This is a genomic window from Methylovirgula sp. 4M-Z18, from assembly GCF_037890675.1.
Lineage (GTDB): Bacteria > Pseudomonadota > Alphaproteobacteria > Rhizobiales > Beijerinckiaceae > 4M-Z18.
Genome location: NZ_CP149574.1, coordinates 219,171 through 233,431 on the forward strand (window position 1 = coordinate 219,171; position 14,261 = coordinate 233,431).

The following is a 14,261-nucleotide window of genomic DNA, read 5'->3' on the forward strand; positions in this document are numbered from 1 at the left end:
GGGAGCGGCAGTTTGCGGCTGTCGAGGCACGCACGCTCAAATCATTTCAACGCCGCGATGCTGCGTCTGGGCGCAACGCTCCTGGGTCGATGGATTGGCGCAACACGCAAGCAAGCCGGTTTTTGTCTCACCGATCTGGTATTCTGGAGGCTCACCATGGGTGAAATTGATCGCAAGCAATTTCGTGATGCCGTTATAGAAGTCAAGAAAGCCTGGGTATTCGAAGATTGGGCGCCGGTACTAACGCCGCTTTTCCGCCTGGCGATGTTCGATATGCTGCCTGTTTTGGATGAACTGAGCGGCCTCGATCGCGCGAAACTCATCTCCGCGGCCAATCTCATTCAAAACCAGGGACGTCTTGGTGACATTTCGTGGCGACGCCTGAAATTCGCTGTAACGGTTATTGAGAAGCGCGAGATTAGTGATTTTGGCCTGAACGACGACAACCAGGTGAATGATGGCCGCGTGTTTCTCGGATGTACGAGGCTCGTGGACAGCGAGGTGCGTGCCGAAATAATCAAGGCCCTGGATCAGGCACGAGCAGCCATCAAGAATGGCGACAAAGGTACCGAATATGCGACGCTCGGCGGCGATGAGAATCGCTGCTGCGGCGAAGCTTGTATCGCCTGGAACAAGGTGTTGGTAGGCAAGCGGCGCGCCCAGCCGGGAGCGTCGTTGGACTCAAGCCTTGCGGCGGCTGCGCATTACATGTTGGCGCGCTTCCATGTTTGCGCAGCCAAAGCCTCCATCGGACAAATGGACATGGTCATCGACATGTATGACAACAAGAAGCGCGACGCGATTGCCCGTGGTGATAGGGATTTGAAATCGATGGCGCTCAAGCCGGGCAGTCGCCCCTATCCGCCGGATTTCGGGATCAAGAGGTGGGCGAAGCAGGGATCTATCGAGGGCGAAGCGGATAGACAGCGATGCAATGCCAATTCTTCCACGCCGTATATATTCCCAGACGTTGATGGGGGTGAGGCGTAAGTTGCTGAGCTGACTTGGTCTGCTAGGCATGACTGCCCGGCTGTTACCGCCAGCACGATATCGTCGTGATGGCCTACGACACAGGGCGTTGTTGTACGGGTGCGCTGCTGGGCACGATTTGGTCTTTGATGATGTCGCCTATGCAAACTTCACGATCCGGCAAGCGGATTTCGGACGGGCGCATGCCAGCATGCGGTTGAGTACATTACACCCGATGGCACCCTCGACCTGCGGCGCAGGAAACGGCCAGGCGCGCAGTCGCCAGCCGATCAAGGCTTTATAGCTGCCGATCGCGGTCTCGACCCAGGGCTCCGTACACAGGTTAGGAGGCACTAAATATTAGCGACGCTTTGATTCTGACCTTGGCCAAAATTGGAGCCGTTGCTCACGGACCATTGCGATTTTCGGCACCAGCCATGCATCTGAAGATTGTCCGACGTCGCTTTTGGTCATGCTCATGCAGCGATTTTACATTTTGTTAATCTGAGTTCGGAGCCCTGCGCCCGCCGCCGGGCGGCTGGACGGGATGTCTGCTCTGTGATAAGAACGTAATAAGAACATTTGATGGATTCCATGGCCAACGCTTCTTCCGATCTCGTTCAACCGACCTTGCATGGCGCCATCGTCGCACTCAGGCCCATGACGGAAAACGATGCGCCCAGCCTGCTGCAGGCTGCGGCTGACGGGACTCTGTGGGAGCTCAAGGTGACCGTTGTCCCAGGGCCGGACACGGTAGCCGATTACCTTGCGATTGCGTTGCATGGCAGACGGGCGGGCACGGTCATGCCGTTCGTCATTTTGAACCGCGCGACCGGCGCGCCGGTCGGCAGCACGCGCTTTTGGAAAATCGACCGCCAAAACCGCAAATTGGAGATCGGCCATACGTGGCTGAGTGCGTCGATGCAGCGCACCGGCGCCAACACGGAGGCGAAATATCTGCTGCTGACCTATGCGTTCGAGACCTTGCGCAGCGTGCGGGTGCAATTCACCACCGACGAATTGAACGAAAAGTCCCGTGCGGCGATCCTGCGCATCGGGGCCAAGGAGGAGGGTATTATCCGGCACGAGCGCATCATGCCCGATGGCCGCAAGCGCAATTCGGTGCGCTACAGCATCATCGACGACGAATGGCCGCAGGTGAAGGCGATGCTGGAAGAAAAGCTGCAACGTTAAGGTGTGAACGATTTTTGGGAACGAACTGATAGAAAATATTTTCTAATCATTTCAGAGTATTATGCCTGTTCACGGGGTGGCGGGTCCCCTGCAAAGCCCAGGGCCGCGAGGTGCGCCAGCATGTGCTCCGGCGGCGGCGCTTCGGCTTGAATCGGGTCCTTGTTCTTATAGAGCGGCACCGCGATCGCCCGCGCGTGCAGGTGGAGGCCGGGGCCGCCGTCACGTGGGGCGGTGCCGTAAATCGGGTCGCCCAGGATCGGCCAGCCCATGGCCTGGCAATGGACCCGTAATTGGTGGGTGCGGCCGGTGAGGGGCTCCAATGCGAGCCATGTCAGCCCGTCGGCGCGGCCGAGCACCGTCCACCGGGTCTGCGACGGGGCGCCGAGCGGGTCCACCTTCATCCACCAGCCGCGCGTCGCGTCCCGCCGCACCAAGGCCAAGTCGATCAGGCCCTGCGCCTCCGCCGGCCCACCCTCGACCACCGCCCAATAGGTCTTGTCGATACTGCCGGCCTTGAACAGAACACCGAGCTTTTCCAAGGCCTTATGGTGCCGCCCCAGCACCAGGCAGCCGGACGTGTCCTTGTCGAGCCGATGGGCGAGCGCCGGGTTGCGCGGCAGGCCGAAGCGCAAATGATGGAACGCGCCCTCCAGGAATTCGCCGCCCTTCGGCCCGCGATGGACGGGGATGCCGAACGGCTTGTTGAGGATGAGCATGAGCCCGTCGCGGTAAATCAGGCGGGCGAGGAGGTCTTCTTCGGTCATGCGTTCGTCTAGCATACCATTGTGCGATCGCGAAAAAGCGCTTATCTCAAGGCCGACATGTCCGATCCCCTAGAGACCCAAAAGAAGCCCGGCTTCTTCGGCCGCATGTTCGGCCGCGGCGAAAAGCCCGCGCCTGCACCCGCCGCTGAAGCCGAAGCCGCGCCCCCATCGCCTCCGCCACCCCCGGCCCCGCCCAAGCGCTCCTGGCTGCAGCGGCTGCGCGCCGGCCTTTCGCGGTCCAGCTCGGCGATCAGCCAAGGCATTTCCGACATTTTCACCAAGCGCAAGCTCGATGCGACGACGCTGGAGGATCTGGAGGACGTGCTGATCCAGGCGGATCTCGGTGTCGCGACGGCGAGCCGCATCACGGGCCTCATCGGCAAGAACCGCTACGACAAGCAGATCGACCCGCAGGAGGTCAAAAGCCTACTCGCCGACGAGGTGCAGCGCACGCTGGAACCGGTGGCAAAGCCCTTCGTGATCGACACGGCGAAAAAGCCCTTCGTCATCCTGGTGGTCGGCGTGAACGGCGCCGGCAAGACAACGACGATCGGCAAATTGTCGGCCAAATTCCGCGCCGAGGGCCGCAAGGTGCAGCTTGCCGCCGGCGACACGTTCCGCGCGGCGGCGATCGAGCAATTGCACATGTGGGGCGAGCGCACCGGCGCGGCCGTCACCATGCGTCCACAAGGCTCGGACGCCGCAAGTCTGGCGTTCGAGGCGGTGAGCGAAGCGCGCGCCAACGACGCCGATGTGGTGATCATGGACACCGCCGGCCGGCTGCAGAACCGCGCCGAGCTGATGGCGGAGCTCGAGAAGATCATCCGCGTGATGAAGAAGGTCGATCCGCAAGCGCCGCATGCGGTGCTTCTGGTGCTCGACGCGACAGTGGGTCAAAACGCACTGAACCAGGTCGAAATCTTCGGCAAGGTCGCGGGCGTGACCGGCCTCGTGATGACCAAGCTCGACGGCACGGCACGCGGCGGCATTCTTGTGGCGATCGCCGACAAGTTCAAGCTGCCGATCCATTTCATCGGCGTCGGCGAGACGGCGGACGATCTCGAACCGTTCGAGGCGCGCGACTTCGCGCAGGCCATTGCAGGGCTTTAAGGTATGAGTGATGTGAGCGTCACGGCAGGCAAATCGAATACCGGCGTCAAGCTTCTGATCGATTACGGTCCGTTGGCCCTGTTCCTGCTGGCCTATAACAAGCCGGCGTTGTTCCGCGCGGTCTTGCCGCCGAGCCTCTACATCGGCGATCGGCCCGAGATGTTCATCGCAACATCCGTCTTGATGATCGCAACCGCCGTTGCGCTCGCCGCGAGCTATTTCGTCTTCCGCCGCACGCCGGTGATGTTGTGGGTGACGGCGATCATGGTCGGGCTTTTCGGCGGCCTCACGCTGTTCCTGCACGATGCGAAATTCATCAAGATCAAGGTCACGATCATCTATCTCTTGTTCAGCGGCTTTCTGCTCGGCGGCCTTGGGTTCGGCAAAGTGCTGCTGCCGGTTCTCTTCGATGGCGCGTTGAATTTGGATGTGGCGGGCTGGCGCAAATTGACGCTGCGCTGGGGCCTGTTCTTCCTCACGCTCGCGCTGCTCAACGAAGTGATCTGGCGCGATCATTTCACCAAGAATTACTGGATCTATTTCAAATTCCCGGGTGTGCCGATCCTGATCTTTCTCTTCATGATGACGCAGGTGCCGCTGCTGATGAAGCATGAATTGAAAGAGGATGAGGCGTAGCTTGCTACCTTCTCCCCCAGCTCCGCTGCGGGAGAAGGGAATCCAGCCTCACAAATTCGCGCTCTTTGCCGCCGCGAGAATGACGCCGGGGCTTGTCGGCGCGCCGGCTTGCAGCAGCAGCACATAGCCTTCCGCGTCGGGCGCTTTGAGCTGCGCCGCTGGAATCGTGTAGCTTGCCGGTGCCCCGGTCCAATCGCCGATTTTCGCGAACGCGCGCACGACATTCGTGTACGTGACGGTGTGGCCGCTGTTCTCGCCGCGCCCGATCGCCACGGCTTTCGATTTCGTGATGTGCAGCAACCAGAGGCTCGCGCTAGTGCCGCTTTCGGCTGTCGCGCCCGCGACCATCACGTGCAGGCCGTTCGGGGTCTCACTCAGCGTCATCGCGACACTCAACGCGCCGTGCTGGCCTTGCAGCGCTGTGCCGGCGGATTGGATGGCGCCCGAATCCGAGCCGACCACATGGGTCAGCCCGTCGATGACCGCTTGCGGCGTGTAGATCTGCCCGTCGCCGCGCGCCTCGGCATAGGCTTTCTGGCGGCCCGTGAACAAGGGCGAGGCGAGCGTATCCTTCCAGCCCATATAGTCCCAATAATCCACCGGCCAGGACATGGCGACATATTGCGGGTTCTTGGCCAATTCGCCCATCAGACGGTCGGCCGGCGGACACGAGGAACAGCCCTGGCTGGTAAAGAGTTCGACTACGGCACGCGGTGCGTCACCGGCCTGCACATAAGGCGCAAAAAACGCGGCCGCGAGGAGCGCGCTGCCGCCGACACCCAACCACACGCGCCGCAGCTCTTTTCGGATGTTCATGAAACACAACATACGAGCCTCGCTCAACGATCTTGAGCGCACATTAAATGGAAATGGTCGTCACGGGCCAATCACGTTGCGGTGACGCCGCGTGTGTTCGCGATCACGCCGATGTTGACGTTTATCATCTTCAGTTTCTAGTTCGCCCGCAGCGCGTCGAGCAATTTGCCGGTGGCCTGGCCGTTGCGGTCCAGGCCGTGCCGCGATTGGAAATCGGCGATGGCCTCGCGCGACTTCGTGCCAATCGCGCCGTCCGGGTCACCCACGTCGTAGCCGTGCTGGTTGAGCAGCGCCTGCACCTGTTTCAGCTCCTCGCGCGACAGGCCGCGATCGTCGGTGGGCCAGGGGGTCACGAGCGGACCGCCGCCGCGCAGGCGGTCGGACAGAAGGGCGACACCGAGCGCGTAGGAATCGGCATTGTTGTAATGGTAGATCGCATCGAAATTGCGCGTGACGAGAAAGGCCGGCCCCTCACGCCCCATGGGCAGAAACAGGCCATATTCGCCCGAGCCCAGCGAGCGGCCGTCGGCGCGCCGAAGCCCGTGTCCCTCCCAGAAGGACGCCGGCTTTTTCGCTGAGCGGCCGCTTGGACCCGAATAGGAGGCCGGCAGGATCACCTCGAACCCCCATGTCATGCCGGGCTCCCAGCCGGCGCGGTGCATAAAATTCGCGGTCGAGCCTAGCGCGTCAGGCACCGAATCGACGATGTCGCGGCGGCCATTGCCTTCCATGTCGACGGCGAGTTTCAGGAAGCTCGATGGCATGAATTGGGTCTGGCCGAAGGCGCCGGCCCAGGAGCCGTTGAGCCGGTCCGCGGCGATGTCGCCGCTCTCCAGAATCTTCAGTGTCGCGTTGAACTCGCCCCGGAAATAGGCCTGGCGGCGGCCGAAGCAGGACAGGGTCGCGAGCGAGCGCACCAGGGGCCGCTTGCCCATCGAGCGGCCATAATCCGATTCCATGCCCCAGAAGGCGGCGATGATATAGCGGTCGACGCCGAAGCGGCTTTCGGCGGCGCTCAAGGCCGAACTCCACTGCCGCATCTCGGCTTGGCCGTCGGCAATCTTCTCGTCGTCCACCGCCGCAGCGAGATATTGCCAGATCTCCGCCTTGAATTCCGGCTGATAATCGAGGAAGTCGAGCACCTTCATGTCGGGCTCAAGGCCGCTCGTCGCACCGTCAAAAGTTTCCGCCGAGACGCCGCTCGCCAGCGCGGCCGGGCGGAGCGAGGCAAGGCAGGAATCGAAATCCGCGAGCGCTGGTGTGCTCGCCGCAAAAAGGACGACCGCGGCCAAGGCGGAGAGACGGACGGTGCGGGCGGACATACTTATCCTCATGGGGCGAATCTTCAGACCCCATGAGGCAATAATATGGTTAAAAGAGGCTTAGAACAGCCTCGTCTTACAGCCAGGGCCGCTCGTTGGCGGCCTTCGCCTCATAGGTGTCGATCGCCTTGCTCTTGACCATGGTGAGGCCGATGTCGTCGAGCCCTTCCATCAGGCAATGTTTGCGGAAGGCATCGACGTCGAACTTCACCGTGCCGCCGTCCGGCCCGCGGATCTCCTGGTTTTCGAGATCAATCGTGATCGTCGCATTGGAGCCGCGGTCGGCATCGTCCATGAGCTTGGCGAGGTCTTCCGGCGACACGCGGATCGGCAGGATGCCGTTCTTGAAGCAATTGTTGAAGAAAATGTCGGCGAAGCTGGTCGAAATGACGCAGCGGATGCCGAAATCGAGCAGCGCCCAGGGCGCGTGTTCGCGCGACGAGCCGCAGCCGAAATTGTCTTCCGCCACCAGGATCTGGGCGTGCCGGTAGCCGGGCTTGTTCAGCACGAAATCCTTGTTCTCGCCGCCATCTTCATTGTAGCGCATCTCAGCGAACAGACCCTTGCCGAGGCCGGTGCGGGCGATCGTCTTGAGATATTGCTTCGGGATGATCATGTCGGTGTCGACGTTCATGATCTTGAGCGGCGCGGCGACGCCGGTGATGGTGGTGAACTTGTCCATTTTTGTTCCGAGCTTCACGAAAAACCTGTCTGGCGCCCTTTTAGCAAAGCTCGCCCGCCGGCGCAAAGGCCGGCGAACGCAATTCTCCTGCGCGAAACGCGGGCCGTTGGCCTCGCCTCACGCCGCCGCCTGCAGGATGTCCTTCACATTGGCAAGCGCATTCCGGACCGAGGCGCCGCCGGCATAGAATTGGATTTGCAGGATCGCCTCGACGATCTGCTCCTTCGTCGCGCCGGCCTCGAGCGCCGCCTGGGTGTGGGCGCGCAATTGAGTGACCGTGTGGCCAAGCGTCACGCAAGAGGCAATGACGACGAGTTCGCGGGTGATGAGATCGAGGCCGGGACGGGCGGTGATGCCGCCCATGGCCCATTCGATGGTCATGTCGATGAAATCGGGGCAGACCCCGTCCATATCGCGCTTGACCGCCGCCATGGCTTCGCCGCCAAAAAGCTCTTCGAAGACCGCGAGACCCCGTGCACGCAATTCCGGGTTTGAGACAAACATATTCGGCTCCTGTTCACTTGGCCGTTCACGGCCGCGGTCCGACTTGTGAATGAGAGCTATTTTCTGATAAAGACCGATTATTTTCGATCTTTGCCAAATAAAACCTGCCAATTATGGGTCAGCTTGAAAGCATCTCGGTCTTCGTCAAAGCCGTCGAGCGGGGCAGTTTCGCTGCGGCCGCGCAGGAGCTTCGCCTCACCGGGACGATGGTTGGCACCCATGTGCGTTCCCTCGAGGATCGCCTCGGCACGAAATTGCTCAATCGGACGACGCGGCGGCAGAGCCTGACCGAGGCCGGCCGTCTCTATTACGAGCGCTGCAAGAAGATCTTGGCCGAGGTGACGGATGCGCAACTTGACGTCGCCGATCTGCAAGCGATACCGAAAGGGCGGCTGAAAATCGTATCGCAAGTGTCCTTCGGCGTGCATGCCCTGACCCCGGCCTGCGCCGAGTTCATTGCAAAGTATCCGACCGTTTCTGTCGATCTCGTCGTGAGCGACCGGCTCGCCGATCTCGTGAACGAGGACTTCGATATCGCCTTCCGCATTGGCGATCTGCCGGATTCCGCGCTGATCGCCCGGCCCCTCGATCCCTATGCCTCGATCATCTGCGCGTCGCCCGATTATTTTGCGAAGCGGGGCACGCCGCTCCATCCCACGGACCTTTCACACCACACTTGCCTTGGCCTCGCCCATCCGATCGCAAGCCGTGAATGGCGATTGCGGGGGCCGGACGGGATGATCCATGTGCCGGTGTCGCTGGCCATGTCCATCAACAATGGCGAGGCGTTGCGGACCGCGGCCTTGAGTGGCCTTGGCATCATTATGCAGCCGGAAGTGCTGCTGAACGGCGACGTGGCGGCGGGCCGGCTCATCCCGATCCTGGCCGATTACCTGCCGACGCCCAAGCCCATGCATCTGATGACATTCCGGCACCGGCGCCCGACCGCCAAGATCCGCATGTTCGTGGAGTTCGCGCTGGAGCGATTTGGCCGCCGCGCGGCGCGGACACGATTGCCGTCTGTCTCTGATGGATCCTCCTCAGACTAGGACAGCACGCGTGGCGGAGGTTCTTTTTGCGTTGTGCTTCGCCTCTCGACGCACCTTTGGCGCTGGTGGCGTCTCCTCCGGCCACCGCTTGAGAGCGGCCTGGCCAGCGTCGGTAAGGGTATAGATGCCGCGCTCTACCCGCTCAAACCAGCCATAGAAATTGCTGCCGACGATCGAGGCGGCGATGGGGACCTGGGCTTTGAGATCGCGCAATCGCTGTGGCCCGGTGGCGAGGGCGCCAGCGCAGGCGAGTGCCTGTTGGCGATAGGCGGTCATGACCGGTTCGCGCGTGCTGCCGCCTTGGGTCGGGTCGCCCCGGCGTTTTTGATGCTCCTTCACGAGCTTTGAGCGCAGCTTGGGGTTGCGGCGCGGGCTTGGCGCTTGCGGGCTCACCAGCACATGGACGCCGCCCTGCGCATCCACTCCGAGCATGCCAAAGCCGAGGCGTCGGCATAGATTACGAAAACGGGCATCGGCCTCGCGTCCCTTGCCGCGAGCCGATAGACACGCCGCGAGCCAGATTTCATCGCCGGCCGTCGCGCGGTGAATGCCTTGCAGCACGAGTTCGAGATTGAAGCTGAGTTTCAACTCGCCAATCACCACCACGGGTGGATCGTCGCCATTCAACCCAACGAGATCGCAACCGCCGATCTCGCCTTTCACTTGAAAGCCCAAGCCTTCGAGATAGGCTTTGACCGGTTGATAGAGCATGGTTTCCATGGACGCCTCATCATGTTGCGTCCCATATGAGATAGCGGCAACAGGCAAAGTAAGTGTGAATGCGCGTCGAACGTGATGGGGGAATCGGTTCAAGACGCGTCCTTCATTTTAGGTCGATTTGCGGTGATCGGCCGGGGCGCGTGCCCCGGCCGATTATTCCGCTGCTTCGAGATCCAGGAACCCGCCCGACTGGCGCCGCCACAGGCCGGCGTAGAGGCCGTCCCGGCGCAGCAATTCGTCGTGGGTGCCCATTTCGACGATCTCGCCCTGGTCCATGACGATCAGCCGGTCCATGGCGGCGATGGTCGAGAGGCGATGGGCGATGGCGATCACCGTCTTGCCTTTCATCAGCGCATAGAGGCTTTCCTGGATCGCGGCTTCGACTTCCGAATCGAGCGCCGAGGTCGCTTCGTCCAGCACCAGGATCGGCGCGTCCTTCAAAAGCACGCGCGCGATCGCGATGCGCTGGCGCTGGCCGCCCGAGAGCTTCGCGCCGCGCCCGCCCACTTGCGCACCATAGCCCACGTTGTCGTAAGGGCCGGTGAGCGTCTGGATGAAGTCATGCGCATGGGCCTGGCGCGCTGCCGCAGCGAATGTTGCGTCACGTCGGCAATATTCTGCCCATCGATCAGCACGTGGCCCCGCTCCACGTCTTAGAAGCGCAACAGCAAATTGACGATCGTCGATTTGCCCGCGCCCGAACGGCAAGGCCTCGCGGCTGCAAGTCAATTGTCGCGCGATATCGCGGCGCCAAGAATTTAGGGTCCGAAGATGAGATTCCGAAACTCTTGATCGCTGGCAAAAGACTTCAGGTCATCGTCTCCGGGCGCGGCGTCGGGGTGCGAAGAATCGAGCATTCCGCGAAGCAAGGCTCGGATCGAGCCACCTGCGTTCTGCTGCGTGCCGATCGCCTCGCGTACGGCGGCAAGCGCGTGTTCTCGCGCCTGCGACTTATCCGCATCGCTCCCATTGTTTTGTTCCAGCCAGGTAAACTGTTGCCCATAGGCGGCGGCAAGCCACACCTGCACCATGGGATCAGGAGAACGCGGGTCGATTTTTTGAAGTTTGCTCGCTATTTGCAGTGCGCGCTCGAAACCTGTGGGAGCGGGCACATAAAGCGACGCATACATTTCCCGTCTCAGAATGCCGGGATCATCGGGATATTTGTCGCTCGCCTCGGAATAAGCGTCGACCGCCGCCTGCGCGTTGCCCTGTTGCAGGCGGATTTCCCCAAGCATGATGAGATATCTGCGATTGCCGCTATCGCGCCCAATGGCCTCGAGAATGGCGCGAATGGCAGCCTGATAGTTCCTGGCTCTCGCCTGCGCTCCGGCCCAGGCTGCAAATTCCACGTCAGAATTCAAATCGTTGAAAGGAATATCCAGTAATTTCTTATCGGCGTCGGACAGGGCTTTAGCCGGAATGGGCGGGGTCGATGGGTTCGCCTCGACCACATGGTCAGTGCCGATTGGTGCATCGAGAGATAAGTCGACGGATTTCTGATCGACGGCGAAGGAGGATAGTGCGGCATCGGAGTCCGATAACAAGAGCATGACGCGCGTGCGTGTTTCGAGGTAGAAAAATAGGAATCCTCCGACCAGTGTCGAGGTCGCGATAATAAGCAAGAAGGCGCTGGCGCCGGGGACACCTTGCATTGCGCTGTGTTGGAATGCGGACGCCTGCGTCAACACTTCATGATATATGTTGAGGGCCTGGGTGAGGCCTAAGCCTACGATGATTTTGGTCAGCCAGTCGGAAATCTCTTCGAGATTGGTGTTTCCCGCAAAGGCTGGTAGCGCGCGATTGTTGTTGCCCTGGCTGCCTGTGCCGCTCGGTTCGGTGCCAGAGGTCTTCGGAGTTTGATCGTAACCCTGTCGCAAGATGCGCGGGATGCCGAATATAAAACCCATAAATCCGCCAAATATGACACCGGCCACGCCGGCCGCGACGAAAACCCCGAATACGTAGAATGCGCGCCACGAATAGCCCATCGATGGATCGCTACCGCCCACAGCGAGACTATAAACTGCGACGACCGCGAATAGCAGTAACGCCATCCAACTCGCGACCCATTCCACGCTCTGTAGCTGCTCGTTCATAAGCCACCGGCGTGTGTCACGATTCTCGTCGCGCTGATGCGCCGCGGGAGGCGAACTTAACCACTTGCGCAAGTTGGACACTGCATCGGTCATGACGGACTCGCCCAGCCAGATATTGCTGACGCAAGCCGCATTTAAGCGCCATCTCGCCACCCGCTTCGTAATCTGCCTCACAAATGAGGGCGGCTATGTTGGCCGGATTGTTGCGCCACGCTCCGCACGGCCCGAGGCGGAAAGTCTGGTGCCGCCTTCCGCCTCGCCGCCGTGCCTGCACCCAATCGGCACCGCCCTCTACTCCGCCGCCTCCAAATCCAGGAACCCGCCCGACTGGCGGCGCCACAGGCCGGCGTAGAGGCCGTCCCGGCGCAGCAGTTCGTCGTGCGTGCCCATTTCGACGATCTCGCCCTGGTCCATGACGATCAGCCGGTCCATGGCGGCGATGGTCGACAGGCGATGGGCGATGGCGATCACCGTCTTGCCCTTCATCAGCGCATAGAGGCTCTCTTGGATCGCGGCTTCGACTTCCGAATCGAGCGCCGAGGTCGCCTCGTCCAGCACCAAGATCGGCGCGTCCTTGAGGAGCACGCGGGCGATCGCGATCCGCTGGCGCTGGCCGCCCGAAAGCTTGACCCCGCGCTCGCCCACTTGCGCCTCATAGCCCACATTGCCGTACGGGTCGGTGAGCGTCTGGATGAACTCGTGCGCATGCGCCTGGCGCGCCGCCGCCTTGACCCGTTCCATCGTCGCTTCGGGCTGGCCGTAGCGGATGTTCTCGGTGATCGAGCGGTGCAGCAGGCTCGTGTCCTGCGTCACGAGGCCGATGCGCTGGCGCAGCGAATGTTGCGTCACATCGGCAATATTCTGCCCGTCGATCAGCACACGGCCTCGCTCCACATCGTAGAAGCGCAACAGCAAATTGACGATGGTCGATTTGCCCGCACCCGAACGCCCGACCAATCCGACCTTCTCGCCCGGGCGGATGATGAGCGACAGATCATCGATCACGCCGCCCTTCTTGCCATAGTGGAAGCGCACATGCTCGAAGCGGATTTCGCCGCGGGGCGCGGCAAGCTCGATTGCGCCGGACCTGTCGATCAATTCGTTGGGTTTGGAGATCGTCTCCATGCCTTCCTGGATCTGGCCCAGATTGTCGAAGATGTTGATCGCCTCCCACATGATCCAGCTCGACATGTTGCTGACGCGCAAGGTCAGGCCGCACGCGATCGCAACCGTGCCGACGCTGATCTGCGCGTTCGACCAGAACCAGATGGCGAGCGTGCCGGTGGCGAAGATCATGACGCCGTTCAACAGATTGATGCTCAGGTTGAGCAACGAGATCAGCCGCATTTCGGCCTTCAGGTAGCCGGTGTGGCGCACCAGAGCTTCGCGCACGTAATTGTCTTCGCGCTCGGGCGAGGCAAAGAGTTTTACGGTCTGAATATTGGTGTAGCCATCGACGACGCGTCCGGTCAGCAACGAGCGCATATGCGAGACGTTGACCGAACAGGCACCGATCTTGGGCACGAAATACCGCAGCACCGACACGAAGCCGATGTTCCAAAAGATCATCGGAATCGCGAGGCGATAGTCGATGCTGAAGCAGATGACGGTGGCGCTGACCGAATAGATGCCGACGAACCAGAATGCGTCGACGCACTTGACCACGGTCTCGCGCACCGCCGGCCCCGTCTGCACGATGCGCGAGGCGATGCGGCCGGCAAAATCATTGGCGAAGAAGTTCACCGATTGCCGTTGCACGTAGCGGTGATTCTGCCAGCGGATGCGGTTGGTGAGGCCGGCCGTGAAGGCCTGTCCCACGAATGCATCGTGCAGGAAGGACGCGAACGGCCGCAGGCCGACGAGAACGATTGCCCCGCCGATGATGATCAACAGATGGTCGGCAAAAACACGCGACGGATTGGTGCCGTTCAATGCGTCGACGAGACGGCCGATTCCTTGCTGCAATGCGACTTCGATGAGCGAGACGATCAAGCCGATGAGCATGAGCCACAGCACCTGCCGCCACACCGGTTTGGCGTAGCGCAGGATGAAGGGCACCAGTTTTCGCGGCGGCATCGACTCGTCGTGCGGCGCAAATGGGTCGATCAGTTTTTCAAAAAAGGCAAACATGGCGAATCCAAGAGGCGGAGCGTCCATCAGCCAGCGGCGCAAATGCAAACTGGCGGATCAAGGCGACGAAAACGCGGCGATGGACGCGAAATTTAAGGAAGCGAAAGACGAAAACTCAGCGCGACAAACCCATGAGCCAACCGGTCGCCGGGTGAATGAACGAAAGCAAATTTACCATTCGACCCTCCAGGTTGGCGCGAGCGCGTGAACATGAGACCCTCTTTGATCGAGGGACCGCCTTCATACAGCAAAAAGCGATATCGCGC

General features: G+C 61.2%; 13 protein-coding genes and 2 pseudogenes. 5 read left to right on the forward strand and 10 right to left on the reverse strand.

Annotation, left to right across the window (positions count from 1 at the left end; all coding sequences use genetic code 11):
- Positions 1 to 156 precede the first annotated feature (156 nt).
- Complete coding sequence (locus tag V9T28_RS00925; protein ID WP_147306423.1) at positions 157 to 990, forward strand: hypothetical protein; 834 nt, start codon at positions 157 to 159, stop codon at positions 988 to 990.
- A 138-nt stretch (positions 991 to 1,128) separates the two neighbouring features.
- On the opposite strand, the pseudogene V9T28_RS00930 reads toward V9T28_RS00925, so the two are convergent.
- Positions 1,129 to 1,293 (reverse strand): annotated as a pseudogene (locus V9T28_RS00930) (IS5/IS1182 family transposase); the annotation flags it as partial.
- 270 nt (positions 1,294 to 1,563) lie between these two features.
- Here V9T28_RS00930 and V9T28_RS00935 point away from each other — a divergent pair.
- Complete coding sequence (locus V9T28_RS00935; RefSeq protein WP_116400724.1) at positions 1,564 to 2,163, forward strand: GNAT family N-acetyltransferase; 600 nt, start codon at positions 1,564 to 1,566, stop codon at positions 2,161 to 2,163.
- Between the two features lie 59 nt (positions 2,164 to 2,222).
- Here the strand turns inward: V9T28_RS00935 and V9T28_RS00940 are convergent, their stop codons facing one another.
- Complete coding sequence (locus V9T28_RS00940; protein WP_116400725.1) at positions 2,223 to 2,927, reverse strand: RluA family pseudouridine synthase; 705 nt, start codon at positions 2,925 to 2,927, stop codon at positions 2,223 to 2,225.
- 57 nt (positions 2,928 to 2,984) lie between these two features.
- Between V9T28_RS00940 and ftsY the strand changes: the two genes are divergently transcribed.
- On the forward strand, positions 2,985 to 4,037 hold the full coding sequence (gene ftsY / locus V9T28_RS00945; RefSeq protein WP_116400360.1) for a signal recognition particle-docking protein FtsY: 1,053 nt from the start codon (positions 2,985 to 2,987) through the stop codon (positions 4,035 to 4,037).
- A gap of 3 nt (positions 4,038 to 4,040) precedes the next feature.
- Positions 4,041 to 4,673 (forward strand): inner membrane-spanning protein YciB, encoded by a 633-nt coding sequence (locus tag V9T28_RS00950; protein ID WP_116400361.1) that lies wholly within the window; start codon positions 4,041 to 4,043, stop codon positions 4,671 to 4,673.
- Between the two features lie 48 nt (positions 4,674 to 4,721).
- Here the strand turns inward: V9T28_RS00950 and V9T28_RS00955 are convergent, their stop codons facing one another.
- From V9T28_RS00955 to V9T28_RS00970, 4 genes are all read right to left on the reverse strand, one after another.
- Positions 4,722 to 5,489 (reverse strand): DUF1223 domain-containing protein, encoded by a 768-nt coding sequence (locus tag V9T28_RS00955; protein ID WP_116400726.1) that lies wholly within the window; start codon positions 5,487 to 5,489, stop codon positions 4,722 to 4,724.
- Positions 5,490 to 5,626: 137 nt separating this feature from the next.
- Entirely contained in the window at positions 5,627 to 6,811 is a 1,185-nt protein-coding gene (locus tag V9T28_RS00960; protein ID WP_116400362.1) for a lytic murein transglycosylase, read from the reverse strand.
- A gap of 76 nt (positions 6,812 to 6,887) precedes the next feature.
- Positions 6,888 to 7,493 carry a 3-isopropylmalate dehydratase small subunit gene (gene leuD / locus V9T28_RS00965; protein WP_116400363.1) on the reverse strand — a complete coding sequence of 202 codons (606 nt, stop codon included), beginning with the start codon at positions 7,491 to 7,493 and terminating at the stop codon, positions 6,888 to 6,890.
- Positions 7,494 to 7,610: 117 nt separating this feature from the next.
- Complete coding sequence (locus V9T28_RS00970) at positions 7,611 to 7,997, reverse strand: carboxymuconolactone decarboxylase family protein (protein ID WP_116400364.1); 387 nt, start codon at positions 7,995 to 7,997, stop codon at positions 7,611 to 7,613.
- Between the two features lie 113 nt (positions 7,998 to 8,110).
- On the opposite strand from V9T28_RS00970, the gene V9T28_RS00975 reads away from it, so the two are divergent.
- Complete coding sequence (locus V9T28_RS00975) at positions 8,111 to 9,046, forward strand: LysR family transcriptional regulator (protein ID WP_116400365.1); 936 nt, start codon at positions 8,111 to 8,113, stop codon at positions 9,044 to 9,046.
- Here V9T28_RS00975 and V9T28_RS00980 read toward each other — a convergent pair.
- The 4 genes and pseudogenes from V9T28_RS00980 to V9T28_RS00995 form a co-directional block, all read right to left on the reverse strand.
- Positions 9,038 to 9,766 carry a DUF2161 domain-containing phosphodiesterase gene (locus V9T28_RS00980; protein WP_116400366.1) on the reverse strand — a complete coding sequence of 243 codons (729 nt, stop codon included), beginning with the start codon at positions 9,764 to 9,766 and terminating at the stop codon, positions 9,038 to 9,040. The genes V9T28_RS00975 and V9T28_RS00980 overlap by 9 nt on opposite strands.
- 153 nt (positions 9,767 to 9,919) lie before the next feature.
- Positions 9,920 to 10,467, reverse strand: a pseudogene (locus V9T28_RS00985) (ATP-binding cassette domain-containing protein); the annotation flags it as partial.
- Positions 10,468 to 10,524: 57 nt separating this feature from the next.
- Complete coding sequence (locus V9T28_RS00990) at positions 10,525 to 11,958, reverse strand: tetratricopeptide repeat protein (protein WP_147306424.1); 1,434 nt, start codon at positions 11,956 to 11,958, stop codon at positions 10,525 to 10,527.
- A gap of 198 nt (positions 11,959 to 12,156) precedes the next feature.
- Positions 12,157 to 13,995: an ABC transporter ATP-binding protein gene (locus V9T28_RS00995; RefSeq protein ID WP_116400368.1), complete on the reverse strand. Its 1,839-nt coding sequence runs from the start codon at positions 13,993 to 13,995 to the stop codon at positions 12,157 to 12,159.
- Between the last annotated feature and the right edge of the window lie 266 nt (positions 13,996 to 14,261).